The organism is Lysinibacillus sp. UGB7, assembly GCF_049058285.1.
GTDB lineage: Bacteria > Bacillota > Bacilli > Bacillales_A > Planococcaceae > Lysinibacillus > Lysinibacillus sphaericus_B.
On sequence record NZ_JBMGUV010000030.1, the window covers coordinates 25,021 to 48,318 of the forward strand.

The 23,298-nt window shown below is 38.6% G+C and carries 25 protein-coding genes and 1 tRNA gene; 24 read left to right on the forward strand and 2 right to left on the reverse strand.

Going from position 1 to position 23,298, the window contains the following annotated elements; all coding sequences use genetic code 11:
* Positions 1-102: 102 nt before the first annotated feature.
* The 14 genes from ACOMCU_RS21535 (at position 103) to ACOMCU_RS21600 (ending at position 12,820) form a co-directional block, all read left to right on the forward strand.
* Positions 103-1,275 carry an ATP phosphoribosyltransferase regulatory subunit gene (locus tag ACOMCU_RS21535; RefSeq protein WP_010857375.1) on the forward strand — a complete coding sequence of 391 codons (1,173 nt, stop codon included), beginning with the start codon at positions 103-105 and terminating at the stop codon, positions 1,273-1,275.
* Positions 1,268-1,891 carry an ATP phosphoribosyltransferase gene (hisG, locus tag ACOMCU_RS21540; RefSeq protein ID WP_010857376.1) on the forward strand — a complete coding sequence of 208 codons (624 nt, stop codon included), beginning with the start codon at positions 1,268-1,270 and terminating at the stop codon, positions 1,889-1,891. Before ACOMCU_RS21535 ends, hisG begins: the two co-directional genes overlap by 8 nt.
* A 14-nt stretch (positions 1,892-1,905) precedes the next feature.
* Entirely contained in the window at positions 1,906-3,180 is a 1,275-nt protein-coding gene (gene hisD, locus ACOMCU_RS21545; protein WP_421051347.1) for a histidinol dehydrogenase, read from the forward strand.
* A gap of 4 nt (positions 3,181-3,184) precedes the next feature.
* The gene (gene hisB, locus ACOMCU_RS21550; RefSeq protein ID WP_421051348.1) at positions 3,185-3,784 is read left to right on the forward strand and encodes an imidazoleglycerol-phosphate dehydratase HisB; all 600 of its coding nucleotides are present in this window, start codon (positions 3,185-3,187) and stop codon (positions 3,782-3,784) included.
* Positions 3,781-4,413, forward strand: coding sequence for an imidazole glycerol phosphate synthase subunit HisH (gene hisH, locus ACOMCU_RS21555; protein ID WP_421051349.1), 633 nt, complete (start codon positions 3,781-3,783; stop codon positions 4,411-4,413). The genes hisB and hisH overlap by 4 nt, the downstream gene beginning before the upstream one ends.
* Positions 4,407-5,168, forward strand: coding sequence for an imidazole glycerol phosphate synthase subunit HisF (gene hisF / locus ACOMCU_RS21560; protein ID WP_010857380.1), 762 nt, complete (start codon positions 4,407-4,409; stop codon positions 5,166-5,168). The genes hisH and hisF overlap by 7 nt, the downstream gene beginning before the upstream one ends.
* Positions 5,165-5,782 (forward strand): bifunctional phosphoribosyl-AMP cyclohydrolase/phosphoribosyl-ATP diphosphatase HisIE, encoded by a 618-nt coding sequence (gene hisIE, locus ACOMCU_RS21565; RefSeq protein WP_010857381.1) that lies wholly within the window; start codon positions 5,165-5,167, stop codon positions 5,780-5,782. Before hisF ends, hisIE begins: the two co-directional genes overlap by 4 nt.
* An 89-nt stretch (positions 5,783-5,871) precedes the next feature.
* The gene (locus ACOMCU_RS21570; protein WP_421051350.1) at positions 5,872-7,395 is read left to right on the forward strand and encodes a tetratricopeptide repeat protein; all 1,524 of its coding nucleotides are present in this window, start codon (positions 5,872-5,874) and stop codon (positions 7,393-7,395) included.
* A 233-nt stretch (positions 7,396-7,628) separates the two neighbouring features.
* Entirely contained in the window at positions 7,629-8,573 is a 945-nt protein-coding gene (gene trxB / locus ACOMCU_RS21575; protein ID WP_010857383.1) for a thioredoxin-disulfide reductase, read from the forward strand.
* 490 nt (positions 8,574-9,063) lie between these two features.
* The gene (locus ACOMCU_RS21580; protein WP_010857384.1) at positions 9,064-9,531 is read left to right on the forward strand and encodes an 8-oxo-dGTP diphosphatase; all 468 of its coding nucleotides are present in this window, start codon (positions 9,064-9,066) and stop codon (positions 9,529-9,531) included.
* A gap of 9 nt (positions 9,532-9,540) precedes the next feature.
* On the forward strand, positions 9,541-10,434 hold the full coding sequence (gene rapZ, locus ACOMCU_RS21585) for an RNase adapter RapZ (RefSeq protein ID WP_036129722.1): 894 nt from the start codon (positions 9,541-9,543) through the stop codon (positions 10,432-10,434).
* 4 nt (positions 10,435-10,438) lie between these two features.
* Positions 10,439-11,422 carry a gluconeogenesis factor YvcK family protein gene (locus ACOMCU_RS21590; RefSeq protein WP_010857386.1) on the forward strand — a complete coding sequence of 328 codons (984 nt, stop codon included), beginning with the start codon at positions 10,439-10,441 and terminating at the stop codon, positions 11,420-11,422.
* Positions 11,423-11,501: 79 nt separating this feature from the next.
* Positions 11,502-12,449, forward strand: coding sequence for a DNA-binding protein WhiA (gene whiA, locus ACOMCU_RS21595; protein WP_010857387.1), 948 nt, complete (start codon positions 11,502-11,504; stop codon positions 12,447-12,449).
* A 113-nt stretch (positions 12,450-12,562) separates the two neighbouring features.
* Complete coding sequence (locus ACOMCU_RS21600) at positions 12,563-12,820, forward strand: HPr family phosphocarrier protein (RefSeq protein ID WP_010857388.1); 258 nt, start codon at positions 12,563-12,565, stop codon at positions 12,818-12,820.
* A gap of 289 nt (positions 12,821-13,109) precedes the next feature.
* Here the strand turns inward: ACOMCU_RS21600 and clpP are convergent, their stop codons facing one another.
* Entirely contained in the window at positions 13,110-13,700 is a 591-nt protein-coding gene (gene clpP / locus ACOMCU_RS21605) for an ATP-dependent Clp endopeptidase proteolytic subunit ClpP (protein ID WP_010857389.1), read from the reverse strand.
* Between the two features lie 319 nt (positions 13,701-14,019).
* On the opposite strand from clpP, the gene ACOMCU_RS21610 reads away from it, so the two are divergent.
* From ACOMCU_RS21610 to ACOMCU_RS21625, 4 genes are all read left to right on the forward strand, one after another.
* A tRNA-Arg gene (locus tag ACOMCU_RS21610) sits at positions 14,020-14,094 on the forward strand.
* A 509-nt stretch (positions 14,095-14,603) separates the two neighbouring features.
* Positions 14,604-15,404 carry a transporter substrate-binding domain-containing protein gene (locus ACOMCU_RS21615; protein ID WP_421051351.1) on the forward strand — a complete coding sequence of 267 codons (801 nt, stop codon included), beginning with the start codon at positions 14,604-14,606 and terminating at the stop codon, positions 15,402-15,404.
* A 94-nt stretch (positions 15,405-15,498) separates the two neighbouring features.
* Positions 15,499-16,203 carry an amino acid ABC transporter permease gene (locus ACOMCU_RS21620; protein WP_036129725.1) on the forward strand — a complete coding sequence of 235 codons (705 nt, stop codon included), beginning with the start codon at positions 15,499-15,501 and terminating at the stop codon, positions 16,201-16,203.
* Entirely contained in the window at positions 16,200-16,922 is a 723-nt protein-coding gene (locus tag ACOMCU_RS21625) for an amino acid ABC transporter ATP-binding protein (protein ID WP_010857392.1), read from the forward strand. Before ACOMCU_RS21620 ends, ACOMCU_RS21625 begins: the two co-directional genes overlap by 4 nt.
* A 197-nt stretch (positions 16,923-17,119) precedes the next feature.
* On the opposite strand, the gene ACOMCU_RS21630 is transcribed toward ACOMCU_RS21625, so the two are convergent.
* Entirely contained in the window at positions 17,120-17,731 is a 612-nt protein-coding gene (locus tag ACOMCU_RS21630; protein ID WP_010857393.1) for a spore coat protein, read from the reverse strand.
* A 164-nt stretch (positions 17,732-17,895) separates the two neighbouring features.
* Here ACOMCU_RS21630 and ACOMCU_RS21635 point away from each other — a divergent pair, with 164 nt between their 5' ends.
* The 6 genes from ACOMCU_RS21635 to ACOMCU_RS21660 all read left to right on the forward strand — a co-directional run bounded on the left by ACOMCU_RS21635 (position 17,896) and on the right by ACOMCU_RS21660 (position 23,150).
* Positions 17,896-18,477, forward strand: coding sequence for a LemA family protein (locus ACOMCU_RS21635; RefSeq protein ID WP_421051352.1), 582 nt, complete (start codon positions 17,896-17,898; stop codon positions 18,475-18,477).
* Entirely contained in the window at positions 18,477-19,271 is a 795-nt protein-coding gene (locus tag ACOMCU_RS21640; protein WP_421051354.1) for a TPM domain-containing protein, read from the forward strand. Before ACOMCU_RS21635 ends, ACOMCU_RS21640 begins: the two co-directional genes overlap by 1 nt.
* A 228-nt stretch (positions 19,272-19,499) precedes the next feature.
* A complete protein-coding gene (locus ACOMCU_RS21645; protein WP_010857396.1) occupies positions 19,500-21,773 on the forward strand; it encodes an alpha/beta hydrolase family protein in 2,274 nt (757 codons plus the stop codon).
* Between the two features lie 108 nt (positions 21,774-21,881).
* Positions 21,882-22,112 (forward strand): glutaredoxin family protein, encoded by a 231-nt coding sequence (locus tag ACOMCU_RS21650; RefSeq protein WP_010857397.1) that lies wholly within the window; start codon positions 21,882-21,884, stop codon positions 22,110-22,112.
* A gap of 42 nt (positions 22,113-22,154) precedes the next feature.
* The gene (locus tag ACOMCU_RS21655) at positions 22,155-22,763 is read left to right on the forward strand and encodes an FMN-binding negative transcriptional regulator (RefSeq protein ID WP_010857398.1); all 609 of its coding nucleotides are present in this window, start codon (positions 22,155-22,157) and stop codon (positions 22,761-22,763) included.
* A gap of 264 nt (positions 22,764-23,027) precedes the next feature.
* A complete protein-coding gene (locus tag ACOMCU_RS21660; RefSeq protein ID WP_010857399.1) occupies positions 23,028-23,150 on the forward strand; it encodes a hypothetical protein in 123 nt (40 codons plus the stop codon).
* Positions 23,151-23,298 lie beyond the last annotated feature (148 nt).

Consider the following 23,298-nt stretch of genomic DNA (forward strand, 5'->3'; position numbering starts at 1 on the left):
AGGGATTACATTGACTGATTAGTGCGAATGAGTTAAAATACTTTCATAATCTAATTCTCTATCACTCTAGTGAATTAAAGTGAAATGTAAGGAAGTGTCAAAATGTCATCGATTAAAATGTTTGAAAAGCCACTTGGTATGCGTGATACATTTCCACAGATTTACGAAAAAGTAGAAGCTGTAAGACAGACAGGGCGAAAATTTTTACGCTCAAGGGGCTATGAATTTATAAAAACGCCGACGGTAGAATATTTTGATACGGTTGGTAAAGCATCTGCAATTTCTGATGCACATCTATTCAAGTTAGTAGACAGCCAAGGCAACACGTTAGTACTTCGTCCAGATATGACCACACCAATTGCTCGAGTCGCTACATCAAAATTATTAAAAGAGATGATTCCGCTACGCTTAGCTTATTTTGCAAGTGTCTTTCGTGCACAAGAAACAGAAGGCGGCCGACCAGCAGAATTTGATCAAATGGGTATTGAGCTAATTGGTGATAACTCAGTATTTGCAGATGTTGAGGTCATTGTGACGGCAATGGAGCTATTGAAGCAATTTGGATTAAAAGATTTCAAAGTAACAATTGGACATGCAGGTGTACTAAATTGTATTTTACAGGACTATACAGAAAGCATTGAGCAAGAAAATACTTTACGCACATTACTTGTGCAACGCAACTATGTAGGCTTTGAGGAAGCTGTGGAATCATTTGATTTACCAAAAACAAAATCTGACGCGTTGCTGCAATTTATTGAGGAAGCAATGACTGTTAATGAAATTAAAGATATTGAAAAGTATGTACGTAAAAATGATGCACTAGAATATATGCAACAACTTGCAAAATTACTCGAGGTAGCGAATTTGGCTGATTATGTAGCGTTTGATTTTACACTTTCAAGCCATATGAATTATTACACAGGAATGCTGTTTGAGGTATTTGCATCTGGCAGTGGCTTCCCACTTGGAAACGGTGGTCGATATGACGGTTTACTTGAAGTATTTGGCTCAAAAGTAGGTGCTACAGGATTTAGTATCCGGGTGGACCGTTTGCTAGAAACGTTAGCAGGACAAACCGTTGAGAAGGAAGAGACATTTGTGGTGTTGTTTGAGGAGGAACACTATGAAGCGGCTCTTGAAAAGGTACAAGCCTTACGAGCGGCTGGTAAGAAGACAACTTTACAATTGGCAAGCAGTCTAGGCGATAAAGCTGCCTTTCAAGCACATTTTACAAAGGTAGTCGTTGTTGGACAGGGGGAAGATGACGGTGAATGAATTAACAATTGCTATGCCGAAAGGGCGTATTTTTGAAGAGGCATACCAAATGCTTATTGAAGCAGGCTTTAATTTACCGGAAGAAGTAGAGATGTCACGTAAATTAATGATTGAAATCCCTGAAGAGAAAATTCGTTTTATTTTAGCAAAACCAATGGATGTTCCTGTCTATGTGGAGCATGGTGTAGCTGATATTGGTATAGCGGGAAAAGACGTATTATTGGAGCAACAGCGAGTGGTGCATGAATTGCTTGATTTGAAAATTAGTGCATGTTATATCGCTTCAGCAGGCTTACCTCATACAACGATGAACGAAATTGCACCGAGAATTGCGACGAAGTATCCAAATATTGCGATGAAATATTATAAGGGTATTGGGGAGCAAGTCGAAATTATTGAATTAAACGGCTCAATCGAATTGGCGCCAATGATTGGTTTAGCTGATCGCATTGTCGATATTGTATCAACAGGACGTACGCTCAAAGAAAATGGCTTAGTCGAGTATGAACATATTACAGAAGTTTCATCTCGTTTAATCGCCAATCCAGTAAGCTATCGCATGAAGGGCGATCGAATAATCGACCTCGTGAAACGCTTAAAACAATGCGTCAATTAAAGGGGGCTTTGTGAATGAAGATTACCAAACTAGCAAAAGGAATTTCTTTAAAACGTCCACTTGAGGGCGGGAATGAAGAACAGTTACAGGTTGTGCGGCAGGTATTAGCAGATGTTCGAGCACAAGGCGATACAGCTGTACGTACCTATACAGAAAAGTGGGATGGCTTTGTACCAGATGAGTTACGTGTCACAAAAGAAGACATTGTAGCGGGTGCCAATGCGCTTGATGCTCAATTATATGCTGATTTGAAGGAAGCAGCGGATAATATTCGCCTCTATCATGAACAACAAATGCGCACAGGCTATCGTTTAGACTTAGCTGATGGCTCTTGGCTTGGACAGCGTATAACAGCACTGGATGCAGTCGGTCTCTACGTTCCAGGGGGGACAGCAGCCTATCCATCATCGGTGTTAATGAATGTTATTCCTGCGAAAGTTGCAGGTGTAAAGCGTATTGTGATTACATCACCTGCAGGACGAGATGGGAAATTACCAGTTGGTGTGCTTGCAGCTGCGCATATTTTAGGGATAGAGGAACTATATAAAGTAGGTGGCGCACAGGCAATAGCGGCACTTGCATACGGCACAGAAACGATTGCAGCAGTCGATAAAATAACAGGCCCAGGCAATATTTTTGTAGCACTTGCTAAACGAGAAGTTTTTGGGGAGGTAGCAATTGATATGATTGCGGGACCAAGTGAAATTGCAGTACTTGCAGATGACACAGCCTTTGCAGATGAAGTAGCAGCGGATCTGTTATCGCAGGCAGAACATGATAGACTGGCCTGTGCAATTTTAGTCACAACTTCTGAAGAGCTTGCACATAAGGTTGCAATTGAAGTGGAAAAGCAATTAGCCCTATTACCGCGTGAGGAAGTAGCGCGAGCATCCATTGAAAAATTTGGTGCGATTTATATTGCAGAAACGATGGCAGAGGCTGTTGATGCTATTAACTCATTGGCACCTGAACATTTAGAAATTGTCACGAAAAATGCAGAAGCTGTGGCACAGCAAGTACGTCATGCGGGTGGGATTTTCATTGGACGTTATAGCTCGGAGCCGGTTGGGGATTATTTTGCTGGTACAAATCATGTGTTACCAACCAATAGTACGGCACGCTTTGCAAGTGGTTTAAATGTTGACGATTTCGTGAAAAAATCGAGCATCGTTTATTATAGTGAAAAAACGTGGGCAGAAAATGTACCGAAAATTGCACGCTTAGCACGCATGGAAGGCTTAGAGGGCCATGCCCGTGCAGTAGAATCGCGTGGATGGGAAAAGGAGTAGCACGATGACAGAAAAGAAACGCTATGCAATGGTAGAACGTAAAACAAATGAAACGCAAATTTCTGTGGCTATTGATTTAGACGGCGAAGGAAAAGCAGACATTAAAACAGGTGTTGGCTTTATGGATCATATGCTTGATTTATTTATTAAGCATGGTCTTTTTGACGGCACTATTCAAGCTAGTGGTGATACATATATTGACGATCATCATACGACAGAAGATTTAGGCATTGTATTAGGCCAAGCAATTCGTGAGGCGTTAGGAGATAAAAAGGGCATTAAACGTTATGGGAGTGCTTTTGTTCCGATGGATGATGCCCTTGCGCAAGTTGTGGTGGATTGTTCAAATCGCCCCCATTTAGAATACCGCGTACCAGACCTAAAAGAGAAGGTAGGCACGTTTGATACAGAATTAGTGCATGAGTTTTTATGGAAATTCACGCTAGAAGCACGTATGAATGTCCATGTCATCGTACCATATGGACATAATACACATCACATTATCGAAGCAATTTTCAAAGCCTTAGCACGTGCGATAGATGCGGCAGTAGAGATTGATCCACGTGTCAAAGGCGTGCCGTCAACAAAGGGGCTGTTAACGTGAAAATTGGTGTGATTGATTATGGGATGGGCAACTTATTCAGTGTTGAACAGGCTCTAAAGCGTCTTGGATGTGACGTCAATGTCACAGCGGATGTAAATGAGCTTGATACTGCTGACGCTCTTTTATTACCAGGAGTTGGTGCGTTTCCTGATGCGATGAAGCGACTGGCTGACACAAATTTAGCTAGTTATTTACACAAGGTGAAAGCAGAAAATCGTCCATTGCTTGGCATTTGCTTAGGAATGCAATTACTATTCGATGACAGTGATGAGGTTTCATCAACGAAAGGCTTAGGTTTCTTTAAAGGGAGTATTCAACGTTTTAGCGGTGTGCACGAGGGGCAACAATACCGTGTGCCACACATGGGTTGGAATGAACTAGTTATGGCTAACCGCCCAGCTTGGCTAAAGGACGAGGTGCCGGCGAAGCATGTCTACTTCGTCCATTCATTTTATGCAACGGGCATGGATGCCAATGAGCTTGTTGCTTATGCAGATTATCAAGGAATCAAGGTACCAGGCATTGTCGCGAATGGTGCTATTACGGGAATGCAGTTCCATCCTGAAAAGTCGGGAGAACTTGGTGTGTACTTATTAGAACAATGGTTAAAAGGGGTGGCAACGTGCTAACAAAGCGTATTATTCCATGTCTGGATGTCAAAGAAGGGCGTGTTGTCAAAGGTGTTCAGTTCGTGTCATTAAGGGATGCAGGGGACCCTGTAGAGCTTGCGAAGTTTTATGATGAGCAAGGGGCGGATGAGCTGGTGTTCCTTGATATTTCGGCATCCCATGAAGGGCGTGAAACTATGGTAGATGTGGTGCGCCAAACAGCAGTGGCACTTGCCATTCCCTTTACGGTCGGTGGTGGTATTCGTACACTAGATGATATGAAACGAATCTTGCGAGCTGGTGCTGATAAAGTATCCGTCAATACCTCTGCTTTAGAACGTCCAGAGCTTATCAAAGAAGGTTCTGACTACTTCGGAGCACAATGTATTGTTGTAGCAATTGATGCGCGCTATAGTGAAGAAGACGGCACATGGATGGTCTATACACATGGTGGGCGCAATAAAACAGCTTGGCAAGTAACTGAGTGGGCAAAGGAAGCTGTGCGTTTAGGTGCTGGTGAGATTTTATTAACAAGTATGAATCAAGACGGTGAGAAGTCTGGTTTTGATTTGGCATTAACAAAAGTGGTACGAGAGGCTGTGACAGTGCCTGTAATTGCTAGTGGCGGTGCAGGGAATGCCGAACATTTTTACGAAGTATTAACAGCAGACGTTGATGCAGATGCAGCACTTGCGGCATCCATCTTCCACTATAAAGAAACGAGTGTAGCGCAAGTAAAAGAGTACTTACGTGAAAAAGGAGTGGCAGTAAGATGATTGACAACATTAAATTTGACGATATAGGTCTTGTTACGGCAGTAGTTCAAGACGCCAATACAAAGGAAGTATTAACCGTAGCATACATGAACAAAGAATCCTTGGATAAAACAATTGAATCTGGTGAAACTTGGTTCTACTCACGTTCACGTCAAGAACTTTGGCATAAAGGTGCTACAAGTAGTCATACCCAAAAGGTCGTATCCATTAAAGCGGATTGTGACGGCGATGCACTAGTCATTGAAGTGCTTCCAGCAGGACCTGCTTGCCATAACGGTACGACTTCTTGCTTTACAGAAATTCTTCAAGAAAATGCGAAAGTTGGCTCAGTCGGTATTATTCCAGAGCTTATGAAAATCATTGAAAAACGTGAACAAGAAATGCCAGATGGTGCGTATACTACATATTTATTTGATAAAGGCATCGATAAAATTTGTAAAAAAGTTGGTGAAGAAGCTACAGAAGTTGTCATCGGTGCGAAAAACCGGGATGCAGAGGAAGTTAAATGGGAAGCGGCAGATTTAATCTATCATTTATTAGTATTGTTACAAGAACAGAAAGTAAATGTTTTTGACGTATTACATGTGTTGGAAAAACGTCACGAGGAGAAATAACAGCATATCGCTTATAGTATGGTATAATGAAAGTTACTGTAAAAGGAACGTGTGATGCGTTCCTTATTTCTTGTTTCGGAGGAAATATTTTGGAAAAGAAACGTCAAAAAGAAAGTCAAACGAATGTCGTATCGTTCATTCCAACAGGCGACTATTATTATAAAAAATCAATTCAAGCGATGAATAGTGGGCAAATGAATAAAGCGTATAAATATCTACAACGTGCTGTGGATTTAAGCCCAGATGATCCGATGATTTTAATGCAACTAGCGATTGTAGAGCTGGACGGTCAACGTTTTGAGGAAGCGTATGATCTACTTCGTCGTGCCTATCAAATAGACCCAGATGAGCCAGAGATAATTTTTTATATGGCTGAGGTGTCTGGATGCGTCGGAATGATTCAGGATGCGAAACGATTTGCACAGCAATATTTGCAAATGGAGCCAGAGGGTGCCTATGCAGATGAAGCGGCTGAAATTTTGGATTTTGTCGCTTTTGAGCAGGATGATTTTGAAGAGCAAGAAGGTTCAGGGGAGGATTTATATCGTCAAGAACAGGCACGACGTTGCATGGAAAAGGGCGATTTCCCTGAAGCTATTAGCATTTTGGAAGTTTTAATTGAAGATAGACCTGAATTTTGGTCGGCTTATAACAATTTAGCATTGGCTTATTTTTATGTTGGAGAGGCTGAGCAAGCAAAAGCATTATTGAATACAGTATTGCGTGATAATAAGGGGAATTTACATGCATTATGTAATTTAACTGTCATCGCGTACTATGAAAAAAACGATGAGGAATTAAAGGCACTTTTAGAGGTGCTTGTGAAAATTCAGCCATATGCTTGGGAGCATCGTTATAAACTAGGCGCAACGTTAGCGCTTATCGGACAATATGAATTAGCCTTTAAATGGCTGCGTAGTATGCAAAAACGTGGTTATTTGGGGGATGCGGGATTCTATTTCTGGTTATCACATGCGGCTTATTTTTCGGGGCATGAAGATATTTCAAAAAGTGCTTGGGCACTGTTGCTAGAACAAGATCCAGAAAAAGAGGGCTTTGAGCCTTGGCGTCAGCAGGAAAACATCTTTGAGCTTGATGCATTAGAACACGATCGCGAATTTATTGTGGAGAAGCTCGATAGTAGTTATGCAAGCGACCGAATTTTTGGCTTATTTTTATTAAGCCGTACAGCGCATAAACAAGAGATTATAGCTCATCCAAAATGGATTGATGTTGAGCAATATAATGCGTTTGAAAAACTGTTTTTGGCCTATGCACTAGGCCATCAATTTGATGAGAAAAACAAAGTGGAGGCAAGCTTTTTACGTGCAGTAAAGGTACCGGAGATCCTACTAGAGCAGTATGGAAAGCTCACATCTGTTGTCACGCCAATGTTTCAAATGTGGTTTGTACTATGTGAACAAGCACTTACGCAAAATTATCGCTTTACGAACCCAGCGGCGATTGCTGGAGCAAATGATTATTTATTCCGCTCATCTCGCATGTTAAAGGTGACGAAAAAGGACATTGCTGCGCAATATGGAATATCTGTATCAACATTATCGAAATACATTGATGACATTTTGCTGTTTTTACCAAACAGTCATAATTAGACTGTGAGCAACATAGTTGAATAACTTTATACTTTCACATACGATGAACATACTAACATTATTATAAAGTGAAGCTTTAATCGGTAGGGTTTTTCTTCATCCTCACTGATTATTCGATGAACCACTCAGGTACTACGGGTGCTTGATTTATGACTTATCCTGCAATTCTAAGTGAAAGTCGTAGCACCTGTGAGTACGAGAAAAAAGCAATAAAAGTTTAGGGGGAAGTATTTATGTCAGAAGAAAAAATTTATGATGTTGTCATTATTGGTGCAGGTCCTGCTGGGATGACTGCTGCAGTATATACATCACGTGCGAATCTTTCGACGTTAATGATTGAACGTGGTATTCCAGGCGGTCAAATGGCAAATACCGAAGAAGTAGAAAACTATCCAGGCTTTGATACAATTTTAGGCCCTGAGCTATCTACAAAAATGTTTGAGCATGCGAAGAAGTTTGGTGCTGAGTATGCTTATGGTGATGTAACAGAAATCATCGACGGTGAAGAATACAAAACCATTAAATCAGGTGCTAAAGAATATAAAACACGTGCAATTATTCTTTCTACAGGCGCAGAATATAAAAAAATGGGCGTTCCAGGTGAAAAAGAGCTTGGTGGTCGTGGTGTTAGTTATTGTGCAGTATGTGATGGGGCGTTCTTTAAACAAAAAAATCTTGTTGTCGTAGGTGGCGGAGATTCAGCAGTTGAAGAGGGTGTATACTTAACACGTTTTGCTGATAAGGTAACAATTGTACACCGTCGTGATAAACTACGTGCACAAAAAATTCTGCAAGATCGTGCTTTTGCGAACGACAAAATTGATTTCATTTGGAATGCAACGGTCAAAGAAATTAATGAAGCTGACGGTAAAGTAGGAAGCGTAACATTGCAATCAACTGTCGAGGGTACTGAATCGGAATTTGCTGCAGATGGGGTATTTATTTACATTGGGATGCTACCACTAACAAAACCTTTTGGAGCACTAGGCATTTTAAACGATGCAGGTTACATTGTAACAAATGATAATATGGAAACAAGTGTACCAGGTATTTTCGCAGCGGGTGATGTACGAGAAAAATCACTTCGACAAATTGTAACAGCTACAGGTGATGGCAGTATTGCAGCACAAGCCGTCCAGCATTACGTGGAAGAATTACTAGAAAAAATTAAAGCATAATTACATTTCCGGTTAATGCCGGAAAAAAATACAATTTTTAATAAGGTTTTAATATTGCTGTAACTTGAATGACATATAAAAGGTGTATTATACAAAGTGTAATTAGCAATCCCCCTTTTATTTTGTTTAGTAGGTTGTTTCCGCCTAAATTAGGTGGTGGCAACCTATTTTTTTGATGTCTATGCATCACATGCTTGATTTGACTATTGAGCCCTACATGCTTGCAGCTAAAGGGCATGTAGGATGTACTTTTTCACCAGATTGACGCTGTTTGTTATTTCCATGATGTTATAGCAATAGGGAATAAATTTTGCACATACACTAGTGTCATAGCAGACAATAATGTTGTCATGAAAGACGATAAAGTCAGTGGCAAAGGCACAAACTGCATTTACTAGTGAAAGAAGCACATAGATGTGAAATCAGGACAAACGCTGACAGGTCTTGTTATAATAAGAGGTAGAATGCAAAAGAGATTAGAGGTGTGTCTATGCAAAGAATTGCGAATTTAATTGCCATAAAAGACGGCCAAGTATTGTTACTTCAAAAGCCAAGACGTGGCTGGTATGTAGCACCAGGAGGGAAAATGGAGAGCGGTGAGTCGATATATGAAGCCGCTGTACGTGAGTTTCAAGAAGAAACAAATGTAACACCAGTAAATGCACATTTAAAGGGTGTGTATACAATGGTCATAAAAGATAATAACGTCATGGTTGACGAATGGATGCTTTACACCTTTGTTGCGAAAGATATAGAGGGTGTACCATTTGAAGAAACGAGAGAAGGTAAGCTTGCATGGCACCCAGTTGAGGATTTGAAGCATCTGCCAATGGCTGAGGGCGATCGAACAAATTTACAATTTGCTGTTTCACAATCGGGTGTTCAGTATGGTACGTTTGAATATACGTCGAACTTTGAATTACTTCATGAGAAAATACAAATATCATTAGAACAATAAAGGAGTTGCATGACAGTGGTGGTTGAGAGCCAACAATGTACGCATGAATTGGTCATTATTACAGGAATGTCTGGAGCTGGAAAAACAGTAGCTATTCAAAGCTTTGAGGATTTAGGGTATTACTGTATTGATAATTTACCACCAGCATTACTTACAACTTTTTTAACCTTGCTTAAAGATTCAGGTAAAAATTTTACACGTATTGCAGCTGTCATGGATATGCGTGGCGGCGACTTTTTTGATTCTCTTATAGGCGCACTTGACCATATACTAAAAGAAGGCGGTATTGTTGTGCGCATTTTATTTTTAGATGCGGATGACGGAACCCTCGTTAGACGCTATAAAGAAACGAGACGTGCGCATCCATTAGCTGTAACAGGTTTACCATTAGACGGCATAAAACAAGAACGGGAATTATTGTCTGAGGTAAAAAGTCGTGCTAAATTCGTTTATGATACATCGAACATGAAACCTAGACAGTTACGAGAAAAAATTGTCAAAGAATTTGCAAGTGATGCAGACAATATTTTTTCTGTAAATATTATGTCCTTTGGATTTAAGCACGGTATGCCAATCGATGCGGATTTAGTTTTCGATGTCCGATTTTTAAAAAATCCTTATTATATAGAAGAATTACGCCCTAAAACAGGTTTACAAACAGAAGTTTCTTCCTATGTACTTGCTTTAGCGGATACACAAATACTTATTCAAAAACTAACTGATTTGTTTGAATTTATGATTCCACTCTATAAACTAGAGGGGAAATCGCAACTTGTTATTGCTTTTGGTTGTACAGGGGGACAGCATCGATCGGTGACATTAGCAGAATATTTTGGTGAATATTTAACCAAAAAAGAAAATGCTGTTATTACGCACCGTGACATCAATCGAAGAAAGGATTGAGTGAATGGGAAAAAAGCAAACCAGGCTTGTTGTTATAGGTGGCGGGACGGGGCTTTCTACGTTGCTCCGTGGCTTAAAGCATCATCCGTTTGATATCACTGCTATTGTCACAGTAGCAGATGATGGAGGCTCTTCAGGGCGTTTACGGGATGATTATGATATTCCCCCTCCTGGGGATGTCCGCAACGTAATTGCTGCTTTATCGGATGTAGAGCCACTTGTAGAGCAAATGTTTCAATACCGTTTTTCAGCATCAGAGGATTTAAGTGGACACTCGTTAGGTAATTTAATGTTAACAGCTTTGACAGATATAACTGGAGATTTTAATCATGCAATTAGCGAAATGGGGAAGGTATTAAAAGTACATGGTCGTGTGATTCCAGCGGCTAATAAGAAAATTTCATTACATGCAGAGCTAGAGGACGGCTCAATTATAGAGGGTGAGTCTAAAATTCCATTAGCTAAAAGTCGCGTTAATCGAGTTTTTTTAGTACCAGACAATGTGCAACCGTTACCAGAAGCAATCCGTGCTATAAATCGGGCAGACTATATTTTAATTGGTCCAGGCAGCTTATATACAAGTATTATTCCAAATTTGCTTGTGAAAGGAATTGGAGAAGCTGTTGTAAAGGCCAAGGGGCGTAAAATATATGTTTGTAATTTAATGACACAAAAAGGTGAAACTATTTCTTATACAGCAGGCGATCATGTTCAAGCTATCTATAAACATGTTGGGGATTCCTTTATCGATTCTATTTTAGTGAATGACGAAAAATTACCTCATCCTGTAAAGGAGCTTTATAAGGAAGAATGTGCTGAGCCAGTAACATTTGATGTTGCGAAGCTTGAAAGTATGGGTTTAGAGGTTATTAAACGAGATATTGCCACAATTCGACCGGATGGAACGGTTCGTCATAATGCTGCTAATTGTGCTGAATGGCTTGTAGATTATGCCAATATCTATAAACGTAAAGAAGTGAACCTATAATAGAATCATAAAGAATGCTTGTTGTATATGGTAAGATGAACATATACATAGAAATAAAGGTTGAAAGGGGGGGCGTGACATGTCTTTTGCTTCTGAAACAAAAAAAGAGTTAACTCAAGTAGAAGCGGACGATCATTGTATGAAAGCGGAAGTATCTGCCTTAATTCGAATGAATGGTTCATTATCTTTCGCTAACAAGCAGCTTAGCTTAGACGTGCAAACTGAAAATGCTGCCATCGCAAGAAGGCTTTATACGATTATGAAGAAGTTATATTCATATAATGTTGAGCTTCTTGTCAGGAAGAAAATGCGTTTGAAAAAAAATAACGTTTATATTTGCCGTGTGCGAGATGGTGCGCGTGAGCTACTAATTGATTTGGCGATTATTTCTGATGATTTTCAATTCAATCATACGATTTCTAGAGAGCTTATTAAAAAGAGCGGTCAAAAAAGAGCTTATTTACGAGGCGCTTTTTTAGCAGGTGGCTCGGTAAACAATCCGGAAACGTCAGCCTATCACTTAGAAGTATATTCTTTGTATAAAGAGCACGGTGAGGCACTTATGGATTTAATGAATGAATTTGAATTAAATGCGAAAACAATTGAGCGAAAAAAAGGCTTTGTCACATACTTAAAAGAAGCTGAAAAAATTTCTGATTTTCTTAATATTGTTGGTGCACATCAAGCGATGATGAAATTTGAAGACGTTCGTATCTTGCGCGACATGCGGAATAGTGTCAATCGTATTGTGAACTGTGAAACGGCGAATTTGAATAAGACAATAGGGGCGGCGCTACGACAGGTAGAAAATATTCGCTTAATTGAAAATTCAATTGGTTTAGATCAGTTGCCAGAAAAGCTTAGAGAAATTGCACGCCTACGTGTTGAATATCAGGATGTCACATTAAAAGAACTGGGTGAGATGGTATCAAGTGGCACTGTTAGTAAGTCTGGTGTCAATCATCGCCTACGAAAAATTGATGAAATAGCAGAAGCATTAAGACGAGGAGAAAAAATAGGCGGTTAACTTTCATATATAAAAGGTATGAAAGTAATGCGCAATCGCTTATTGTTCTTTTACCATTAAGTGAGGTAAGATTAAACTAATAAGATGAACGGTAGTGAAGGGGAGTTTTGCGAATGACTGAGAGAACAGTCCAAGTAAAGTTAAAATTAGGACTACAAGCTAGACAAGCAGCGCTATTTGTGCAAGAAGCAAATCGCTTTAGCGCTGATGTTTTTCTTGAAAAAGATGAGAAAAAAGTAAATGCCAAATCTATTATGGGTGTCATGAGTTTAGCCATAGCAAAAGGTACAAAAGTTGTATTAAGTAGCGAAGGTAGCGATTCGGAGCAAGCGGTTACATCATTAGCGGCACTTATTGAAAAAGAAGATTAAGTTAAAAAATGGCGTGTATGCAATCTGTGGTTAAAAGCGCCTAATCAAAAAAACATCTGAATCAAAATGATCCAGATGTTTCAGACTGAAATCAAACTTTCTTTATCGAGTTTGATTTCAGTCTTTTTCTTTGGAAGTAAGTCCTGACATCTATCTTTCGTGCGGGGCTAGCTGGCTCGTTCTACCGCAGGAGTCTTCGAAGAGACCCTGGTTTAACTTCAAAAAAACAGGTTTCGGGATTTCCGAAACCTGTTGTCTTTAATCTGATCCTCTATTAGAGGATATTTTATTATTTACGGTCGCTACGTTCAAAGATATGATCGATTAAGCCATATTCTTTGGCACGTTCAGCTGTCATGAAGTTGTCACGATCAGTATCTCTTGAAATGACTTCAAGAGGCTGGCCAGTACGTTCCGATAAAATACCGTTTAATTTTTCACGTAGGAATAAAATACGTTTTGCAGCAATTTCAATTTCAGTCGCTTGCCCTTGTGCACCACCAAGAGGTTGGTGAATCATTACTTCTGCATTTGGTAATGCACAGCGTTTACCAGGCTCACCAGCAGCTAGAAGGAATGCTCCCATTGATGCAGCCATACCGATACAAATTGTTTGTACTTTCGGCTTGATAAATTGCATTGTATCATAGATCGCCATACCTGCTGTGATAGAACCACCAGGTGAGTTAATGTAAAGAGAAATATCTTTTTCTGGATCTTCTGCTTCTAAAAATAGCAGCTGCGCAACAATTGAGTTAGCAACGTTGTCATCAATCGCACTTCCTAATAGGATAATACGGTCTTTTAGTAGTCGTGAATAAATGTCATATGCACGCTCACCACGGCTTGTTTGTTCAATAACTGTAGGAATTAAATTCATGTTAAATCCTCCTTTAAAAGCTAAATTCGAATACTCTTACTGAAATCACTCATTGAATTTCAGCTGTAACCTTATCATACACATTATAGTCAGGGAAGGTCAAATATTAACACTGATAATAAGAAATTAAATCTACAAAAAAAAATTTAAAACATTTGCATTCTATAGTTGAATTGTGAGCAATACGTTTGTATAATAGAAAGGTCGCAAGTTAAAGTACAGTACACTATTTTGCAGGTATGCTTCAAAAATGAGGGTTATATCTACATGATGCTTTACCGTAAAGCCTAGAGTAAGTACTTTTTTTTTATGTTCAATTGCCCTCGTGGTGTAATGGATAACACGTAAGATTCCGGTTCTTGCACTGGGGGTTCGATTCCCTCCGAGGGCGCCATTTTACTGAGAAATTGATATATTTTTATAGCTCGACTCTCTAATAAGTAGCTTAGCAGCCTGCTTAGCGGAGAACGAGAGGAACATAGTGGGAATACAGCCTATTTGGCATTATTCCCGTATTTATTCCTTTCAAACCTTCAAAAAAGCAACAACTCCAAATTATTTAGTGAACATAACTGAACGTGAGGCTAGCACGCTAGTCCAAAAAAAGAATCCTTTTCTGAGGGGGATTCTTTTTTTTGTGCCCAAAATTATCTTATTTTTGGATAAATATTATATCAACAATGTATTAGTATACATTTAATGTTGTTTAATCGCTAAGTTATGCATTATTTATCTAAATAATGGATATTGAATTTATTATTATGAAATTACTATTACTTTTATGCAATATAGTATTGTATATGGACTCTATTATTACTATAATTGACCTAATAGTCTAACATTTCTGAATTGATAGAATTGAAGTGTTTGGAATATTATTTACTTACATTAGGGGGAACAACTATGAAAAAACGTATATGGACGTTATTAATGATTGTTGCAGCGTTTACACTAGTCCTAGCAGGCTGCGGCACGAAAGAAAATACATCTTCAAGTGATGGTGGCACTTCGGAGAATGATGGAGCCAAGAAACAGGTTTATAAAGTAGGGACAGAGGCTACCTTTGCACCCTTTGAATCAGTAGATGATAAAGGAAACATTGTGGGGATTGATGTAGATGTTTTGCAAGCAATCGCTGATGAAATGGACTTTGAAGTAGAATGGCAAAATATCGGTTGGGAACCAGTATTCCAGACAATTAAAAATAGTGAAACAGATATCGGTGCATCAGGTATTACCATTAACGAAGAGCGTAAAGAATCATTTGATTTTACAGAGCCATATTATGAATCTCAGTTATTAATCGTAGTAAAAGAGGATTCGAACATAAAATCATTAGCTGAATTAAAAGATAAAAAGATTTCGGTACAAATTAATGCAACTGGTCATATGGCTGCGAAAAAATTACAAGGTGATGCAAGTACAAATATTATGGCGTTTGAAAGCCAACCAGTTGCCATTCAAGAAATGTTAAATGGCAACGTAGATGCAACAATTGGTGATAATGCGGTTATATATGAATACATGGAGGCAAATCCAAAGGCGAAACTAAAAGTAATTAAAGATGATGCATTTGAAAAAGAATACTATGGTTTCATGGTGAAAAAGGGGAATACCGAATTATTAAATAAATTAAATGAAGGTCTGCAAAAAATTAAAGACAATGGTAAATTAAATGAAATTACAGGTACGGACTTTAAGTAATAGTGGATGCCGCTAGCCTAATTATGCTAGTGGCTCATTTGATTTTTTAGGGTAATTCATCAAGGAGAAATTGAAAGGGAAAGTAGGGGTTCAGATGGACATCTTTGACTTACGCTGGGACATAGTCTGGAACTACCGTGATATGTTTATACGTGGTATTGGTGTAACAATCATTTTAACGTTAAGTGGCTATTTCGGAGGGATTATTTTAGGTTTACTGTTAGGGTTGGGAAAATTATCAAAGAAAAAATGGATTTACTGGCCATGTAAGCTCTATGTTGATTTATTCCGTGGGACACCAATGCTTGTACAAATCTTGCTAATTCACTTAGCGGTGATTCCAACGATTTTTGGGCATTCATTAGGATATATGGTGTCAGGTATTACCGCACTGGTTTTAAACTGTGCAGCCTATAATGCAGAAATATTCCGTGCAGGCATTCAAAGTATTGATAAGGGGCAAATGGAAGCCGCACGTTCTCTTGGTTTAACGCACAATCAAGCAATGCGTAAAGTGATTTTACCACAAGCTTTCAGACGGATGATTCCGCCACTTGGAAATGAATTTATTGCTTTATTAAAAGACTCATCTTTAGTAACGGTTATTGCAGCACCAGATATTTTATATGCAAGTAAAGTAGTAGCTGGCGCAAGTTTCCGTTTCTGGGAGCCGTATATTGTCGCGGCATTGTTATATTTAATCTTAACGTATGGTGTAACAAAGGTTGTAGCATATATAGAGAAACGTTTCAGTAATAGTTATGTCCCTCGTAAAGTAGAAGGGCGGGAAGCACGATGATTAAAGTTGAAAACTTGCACAAATATTTTGGGAAGCTAGAGGTATTAAAGGGCATTGATTATGAAATAAAAGAGCAGCAGGTTGTATGTGTAATTGGGCCATCGGGGTCGGGAAAAAGTACTTTCTTACGTTGCATCAATATGCTGGAGGAAGTGACAGATGGTGCAATATATGTAGAAAATGTAAAAATTAATGATCCCAAAACGAATATAAATGCAATTCGTGCGGAAGTTGGTATGGTGTTCCAACAATTTAATCTGTTCCCGCATATGACTGTACTTGATAATGTGACAATGGCTCCTATGCAAATTCGTCATCTGAATCGTGTGGAAGCTGAGGCACTTGGCCATGAGCTTTTGAAAAAAGTGGGTTTAGATAGCAAAGCGTACAACTATCCTGAGCAGCTTTCAGGTGGCCAACAGCAACGTGTTGCAATTGCCCGTGCACTAGCAATGAAGCCAAAAGCGATGTTATTTGATGAACCAACGTCAGCTCTTGACCCAGAAATGGTAAAGGAAGTGTTAGATGTCATGAAGAATCTAGCAGCTGAAGGGATGACAATGATCGTAGTGACTCATGAAATGGGCTTTGCACGCGAAGTAGGTGATCGTGTCGTATTCATGGACGGCGGTTTTATTGTAGAAGAAGGGACACCTGAAGCGCTTTTCGGCAATCCACAAAATGAACGAACAAAAGCATTTTTAGGAAAAGTTCTTTAATTATTTATAGAAGGAAAAACGAACGGTGATCGTTCGTTTTTTTGTACTTTATCAGTTAAATTAGAAAAGATGGGCGATAAAATAGAAAAGTGTTGCGATAAATTTTAATTTTACATCACGTTACGTGGTTTCATGTATACAAAGAAGGCAGTCCCTTGTGATTTTTCATCACCTTGGGGACTGCACTTTTTTTGTATTTAATGAAGGGGATTTGTGGTAGTAGCAAAGGAATCAAGCATCGTACGCATATCTTGTTGTGTGTATTGAGGTACTTGATAGTAGCCATGCTTATTTTGGTAAATGGATAATTCGTATGCCATCTCGATGCAGTTGGGAATACTATCAGCAACAACACGTCGAACAACAGGGTTTGTTGTTTCTGTTGCTGCAGCAGTCATACATTTTGCTGCACCCTTTTGTGCACCAAGTAAGAAGCCAGAAATCGTTTCATCATTAATTTCATTTGCATTTTGCATTGGCTTTTTCGGTTGTGAGGGTGTTAGGCCATATTTAAAATCATTTCCCGTTTCCATTTGATAGCGCCCTGTTGGAACAGAAGGATCGTGTCCTGTTTTAAAGGATTCAACAATCGTGTTGTACATACCTAGGGTGAAATTATATTGGCGATCCAAAATGCTTAGTAGCTCTTGATCTTTTACGTGTGGACGTAAAATAATGCATTGATTTAGTCCTGCAATGATTTCACCAATTGTTTCATGCATGTCCATTACTTCGTGTCCACCATGATTTAGGCTTTGTTGTTGGTTGAGTGATGCGTCAGATGACTCATTATAAAATGATTGTGACAAAAAAAATTCCTCCTCTATGTCATATTTTGTTGTTGTTGCAGTATTTAGTATGTCTACTTAGCCTTATTTCATACGATGTAAATACTTTTGCATATATAGAGAATAGTGTTGTTTTTTTAGCAACACATTAGTGGTAAGGCAAGAAAGTAGAGGAGGGTTTAAAAATGAAAAAATTACTTGGACCAGTAGGAATTATTATGATTGTCATTGTTCTATTAGCATTACTATTTATACCAAAATACAATAGCCTTGTGACGGCTGAAGAAAACGTTGATTCGAAATGGGCGCAAGTCGAAAATCAGTTGCAGCGTCGCTACGATTTAATCCCGAATTTAGTGGAATCAGTAAAGGGTTATGCCAATCATGAACAAGAAGTTATTGCAAGTATTACGCAGGCACGTGCGCAGATGGGCAGTGCAAACACGCCTGAAGAGCAGGCATCGGCAAATGATGCATTGAATGGGGCATTAAGTAGATTGTTAGTCGTTGTGGAAAATTATCCGACCTTAAAAGCGGATGCAAATTTCCGTCAACTGATGGATGAATTAGCGGGAACTGAAAACCGTTTAGCTGTAGCACGTGAAGATTACAATAATGAAGTGCAAGGGTTTAATAAAATAGTTAAGCGCTTCCCAGGTAATTTAATTGCGGGGTTGTTTGGCTTTGAACAAAAGGAATATTTTAAGGCAGCTGCAGGAGCTGAACAGGCTCCGTCAATAGATTTTAGTGAATCGAGTAAACAATAATGAAACGTTTTACATTGCTACTAGTAATCGTTTTTTGTGCCTTTACAGTGAATATAGGCATCACACAAGCAGCGATGCCAAAACCGATGAAAAATACGTATATCCATGATTTTGCGAATGTGCTATCGACGCCTGTGGAAGAGGAGCTGAATCATTATTCTGAGCAGTTAGACAAAGGCACAGGAGCTGAAATAATGATTGTGACACTAGATACCTTAAACGGGCAAGAGGCTAAAATGTATGCGACAAAAATGATTAGACAATGGGGCATTGGCGATGAAGAAAAAAATAACGGTGTACTTATATTAGCGACATTTGGACAAGGAGAAGGTAATAATGATGTCGTAATTGGTGTTGGGCAAGGTCTAGAAGGTGCTTTGCCAGACGGCAAATTGGGACGAATTTTGGATACAGCTTTTTATCCATATGCAAGTGATGGCGAAATCAGTAAAGCCTTTCAAGCTACCTACGCCGAATTATTCCAAACAGTGGCACAAGAATATAATTGGGATGGCGTTAGCCCTGCTCAACAGGAAACGGATGAATCGATGCCTACATGGGTCTTTATATTACTTATTATTTTAGTGCTCATTGTTATTACATTCTCATCTCATGGTGGCGGTGGTGGTCCACATTCAAGAGGTCGTGGAGGTTATCCAGGTGGTTTCGGTGGAGGCTTTGGTAGTGGTGGGTCACGTGGTGGAGGCTTTGGTAGTGGTGGGTCACGTGGTGGAGGCTTTGGTGGTTTTGGAGGTGGCTCATCCGCAGGTGGCGGTGCAAGTCGAAAATTTTAAATGAGTCAGCAGCGAATACACTGAGGTGCGGAATGGATTTTTACTTTAACAAAACATACAAACACCTATAGTAATTAAGTGGCTTGTCTAAAGACAAGTCGCTTTTTTATTGGTTAAAAAGGAAATTTCATTTAATTATTATCATTTATTGACAAAAATGATTGAGTTGTTATAATTTTATTATATCGACAAGCGATATAACGCGAACTGATATAAGGAGGAGTCATTTTGAAAAAAAGATTTTTAACAGCATCATTAGCAGTCATTTTAACAACATCTGCTGTCTACCCTGTTTCGATGCAGGAAGTACGCGCTGCCAATGAAACTAGCAGTCAAGTAGAAGTAAAAGAGGAAAGTCTATCTGCTAAGGATTTTCTAGGTTTAACTGTAACAGCTCTAACATTCCAACATGGTTCAGAGACAATGCGCCAGCAAATCACTGATAAGTGGGTAAAAGGCGAAGAATTAAAAGATTTAAGTCTTCATATTAAACGTGATGAAGCAGCACGTATTTTAGTAAGAGCTTTAGATAAAGAGGAAAAAGAAGCTACACTTGCTGAGTATCAAGAAAAAGCCAATAAGCTTGGTTTATTTAACGGTCTTTCAAATGGTGAAACGATTTCTAAACAAGATGCAGTCAAGATTTTAAACAATGCTAAAAATGTGAAAAATGGTGTGAGTAATGAAGGCGTGAAAGAAGTTTCCGTAGAAGATTTCATGAAAAATCCGGGAAGCTTTGGCTATTCTCTTTCTCCAGACGGTAATTACATTAATTATTCCTCTGAATGGGAAAATCGTTCAAATGTTTTCGTGAAAAAAATGAATGATGATAGCGAGCCAGTACGTGTATCTAGCTCAACGGATCGTAATATCGCTGGATCCTTCTGGAAAGATGATAATTTACTATATTTAAAGGATAAAGGTGGCGATGAAAACTTCCACATTTATTCAACATCATTTAATGGCAATGAGGAAAAGGATTTAACACCATACCCAAATGTAACAGTTGGGTTATTAAGCGGTTTACAAGGCGTTAAAGACGAAATCCTTATTATGATGAATAAAGAAGATGCAAAAGTCTTTGATGTGTACAAGCTTAATGTTAAGACTGGTGAAACTACACATGTTGCTAAGAACCCAGGTAACATTACTAGCTGGGTAGCGGATCGTGATGGCAATGTACGTATGGCAGTTGCTTCAGATGGTGTAGTCGGCACTGTTCTTTATCGTGATTCAGAAAAAGATGAATTCAAGCCATTTATTGAAATGGAAGCAGGAGATCAAGTTACGCCACTTGCATTCTCTAAAGACAATAAACATATTTTCGCAACTTCTAATAAAGGAAGAGACAAAGTAGAAGTCGTTAAATATGATTTAGAAGGCAAAGAAGAAGTTATTATGTCTAACTCAGAAGTGGATGTATCTGGTGTATTATATAGTGCTGAAAAAGATAAATTATTATATGGTGCATATATAACAGATAAGCCACATTATCAATTCTTTGACGAAGACTTTGAAAAATTATTCCGTAAAATCCAAAATAAATTAGGTGTGCATGAAAGTGAATTAGGCATCAGCGATTACAATAAGGAAATGACAAAATTCATTGTTAGCGTTTCTAGTGACACTGTTTATGGAAAGTATTATTACTACGATTCAACAACAGATGAACTGAAAGAATTGGCTACATTAAGTCCTTGGTTAAACCCACAAGAACTTGCAGAAATGCATCCAGTTTCTTATAAGAGTCGTGATGGCTTAACGATTAACGGGTATTTAACATTACCGAAAAACAAAGAGGCTAAAAACCTACCACTTATCGTCAATCCACACGGCGGTCCATGGGCACGTGATATGTGGGGCTTTAACCCAGAAGTCCAATTACTTGCAAACCGTGGCTACGCTGTATTACAAGTGAATTTCCGCTCTTCTACAGGTTATGGTAAAGAATTCCTAGATGCAGGTAATAAGCAGTGGGGTCTGAAAATTCAAGACGATATTACAGATGGCGTACAATGGGCTATTGATCAAGGTATTGCAGATCCTGAGCGTATCGGTATTTACGGTGCATCATTCGGTGGTTATGCAACATTAGCAGGTATTACGAAAACACCTGATTTATATGCAGCGGCAGTTGATTATGTAGGTGTATCAAATATCTTCACATTGTTAGATACAATTCCACCATATTGGGAAACAATGCGTAACATGTTCTATGAGCGTGTAGGACATCCAGAAAAAGATAAAGAGCTATTAACAGCTGCTTCACCGGTCTTCCATGTAGATAAAATTAAAACACCGTTATTCGTAGCTCAAGGCGCTAATGACCCACGTGTAAATCAGGCAGAGTCTGATCAAATCGTAAAAGCGTTACGTGATAGAGGTGTTGATGTGGAGTACATGTTGAAGGACAATGAAGGGCATGGCTTCCAAAATGAAGAAAATCGCATTGAGTTCTATAATGCTATGCTTAAATTCTTAGATAGCCATTTAAAAAAATAATAACTAGACTGTGTAGGAAGTAATCTTCTTGCACAGTTTTTTTTCTAGTAACAGGCTCACACAGAACAGACTATTTCGTTTTATAATAGCGTTAGGAGGTGGGACAGAATGAACGTAAAATTTTTTAGTCGATCTAATTGTGAACTATGTGAAGTGGGCTTACGTACTTTGAAGCTTGTGCAAGAAGATATCGCGTTTGCTATAGAAATAATCGATATTGAGGCAGACGAAGTCATACATGAAAAATATATGCTCATGATTCCTGTAGTGGAAAAGGATGGTCATATTTTACAATATGGTAATTTGGATTACGCAACCCTTGCGGCAGCGCTTGTATAGCTCGAATTGTCTACTTAATATTTGATGGAAGGGGCTCTGCTCATGTATATACCAGCGGCATTTAAAATCAAAGATACATCTGAAATGATAAACACGATACAAGTGAACAGTTTTGCAACTTTGTTTTCAACTTATGAAGGGATGCCTTACGCCACACATCTTCCTTTATTGTTCGATGAAACGCAGAATTGTTTGATTGGCCATTTTGCAAAAGGCAATCCGCAATGGAAGAACATCGAGCACCAACATGTTTTAGCGGTCTTCCAAGGTCCTCATTGCTACATATCTCCATCATGGTATGAAACAAATCAAGCTGTCCCTACATGGAATTATGTAGCGGTGCATGTTTACGGAGATATAGAGCTTATTGAGAAGGAAGCGGAATTAGTCAATTCTTTTAACAATATGATTTCAAAATATGAAGGCAAGGATAGTCCCTATAGCTTATCTGAAGTGGATGCACAGTTAATAACGAATTTAAATAAAGGCGTTCAGGGCTTTAAAATAAACATCTCACGCATGGAAGGTAAAAAGAAATTGAGCCAAAACCATTCAATAGACCGACAAAATTTAGTCATTCAGCATTTAGAAGAAGTAGAGCAATCAAACGAACAGCAAATTGCCCATTTAATGAAGCAAAATATGAAATAATTATAAACACTCAGTTTAAAAGGAGCGCTCTTTTAAACCGAGTGTTTTATTGTTTATGCCTATAAAATATTAGTTTTCACAAATTGTTCAATGAAAGCGTTTTGAATATGAACAGTTTGTGAAGAGCTTCACGTAAAGCTTTCTTTTAAAGAAAATCGGAGTACAATAGGAAGCAGTAAGAAGTTGTTATAAGACAGTTCGAATGAAATTATCACATTTTAGTGTTTGTTATATTACAAAAACAATTTGAAGGGAGATTTTACAATGTGGGTTATTACAGTATTTGAGAAAAAGGATATTCGTATTTTTGAATACACAAACAAAAATGAGGCTACAAAAGCTTTAGCAAGTTTCAAGAAAAACGCTGTATTATCTTTTACAAATTAATTGACAAAATCTCGTAACCGCAATTGAAGGTTACGAGATTTTTTTTGTAGAGGGTGAGAACGGATTGTTTCTTAATACCGAAGTACACGGTTTTCAAAACAATGATGCTCCTAAGTTTTTTTTATCCTTTTACAAAATACCTATTTTT

Excerpts from the sequence above, each read along its gene's own strand:
- ACOMCU_RS21535 (WP_010857375.1), top strand. The coding sequence starts at position 103 with ATGTCATCGATTAAAATGTTTGAAAAGCCACTTGGTATGCGTGATACA.
- hisD (WP_421051347.1), top strand. The coding sequence starts at position 1,906 with ATGAAGATTACCAAACTAGCAAAAGGAATTTCTTTAAAACGTCCACTT.
- hisB (WP_421051348.1), top strand. The coding sequence starts at position 3,185 with ATGACAGAAAAGAAACGCTATGCAATGGTAGAACGTAAAACAAATGAA.
- hisIE (WP_010857381.1), top strand. The coding sequence starts at position 5,165 with ATGATTGACAACATTAAATTTGACGATATAGGTCTTGTTACGGCAGTA.
- trxB (WP_010857383.1), top strand. The coding sequence starts at position 7,629 with ATGTCAGAAGAAAAAATTTATGATGTTGTCATTATTGGTGCAGGTCCT.
- ACOMCU_RS21580 (WP_010857384.1), top strand. The coding sequence starts at position 9,064 with ATGCAAAGAATTGCGAATTTAATTGCCATAAAAGACGGCCAAGTATTG.
- rapZ (WP_036129722.1), top strand. The coding sequence starts at position 9,541 with ATGACAGTGGTGGTTGAGAGCCAACAATGTACGCATGAATTGGTCATT.
- ACOMCU_RS21590 (WP_010857386.1), top strand. The coding sequence starts at position 10,439 with ATGGGAAAAAAGCAAACCAGGCTTGTTGTTATAGGTGGCGGGACGGGG.
- whiA (WP_010857387.1), top strand. The coding sequence starts at position 11,502 with ATGTCTTTTGCTTCTGAAACAAAAAAAGAGTTAACTCAAGTAGAAGCG.
- ACOMCU_RS21600 (WP_010857388.1), top strand. The coding sequence starts at position 12,563 with ATGACTGAGAGAACAGTCCAAGTAAAGTTAAAATTAGGACTACAAGCT.
- clpP (WP_010857389.1), bottom strand. The coding sequence starts at position 13,700 with ATGAATTTAATTCCTACAGTTATTGAACAAACAAGCCGTGGTGAGCGT.
- ACOMCU_RS21615 (WP_421051351.1), top strand. The coding sequence starts at position 14,604 with ATGAAAAAACGTATATGGACGTTATTAATGATTGTTGCAGCGTTTACA.
- ACOMCU_RS21620 (WP_036129725.1), top strand. The coding sequence starts at position 15,499 with ATGGACATCTTTGACTTACGCTGGGACATAGTCTGGAACTACCGTGAT.
- ACOMCU_RS21625 (WP_010857392.1), top strand. The coding sequence starts at position 16,200 with ATGATTAAAGTTGAAAACTTGCACAAATATTTTGGGAAGCTAGAGGTA.
- ACOMCU_RS21635 (WP_421051352.1), top strand. The coding sequence starts at position 17,896 with ATGAAAAAATTACTTGGACCAGTAGGAATTATTATGATTGTCATTGTT.
- ACOMCU_RS21640 (WP_421051354.1), top strand. The coding sequence starts at position 18,477 with ATGAAACGTTTTACATTGCTACTAGTAATCGTTTTTTGTGCCTTTACA.
- ACOMCU_RS21650 (WP_010857397.1), top strand. The coding sequence starts at position 21,882 with ATGAACGTAAAATTTTTTAGTCGATCTAATTGTGAACTATGTGAAGTG.
- ACOMCU_RS21655 (WP_010857398.1), top strand. The coding sequence starts at position 22,155 with ATGTATATACCAGCGGCATTTAAAATCAAAGATACATCTGAAATGATA.
- ACOMCU_RS21660 (WP_010857399.1), top strand. The coding sequence starts at position 23,028 with ATGTGGGTTATTACAGTATTTGAGAAAAAGGATATTCGTATTTTTGAA.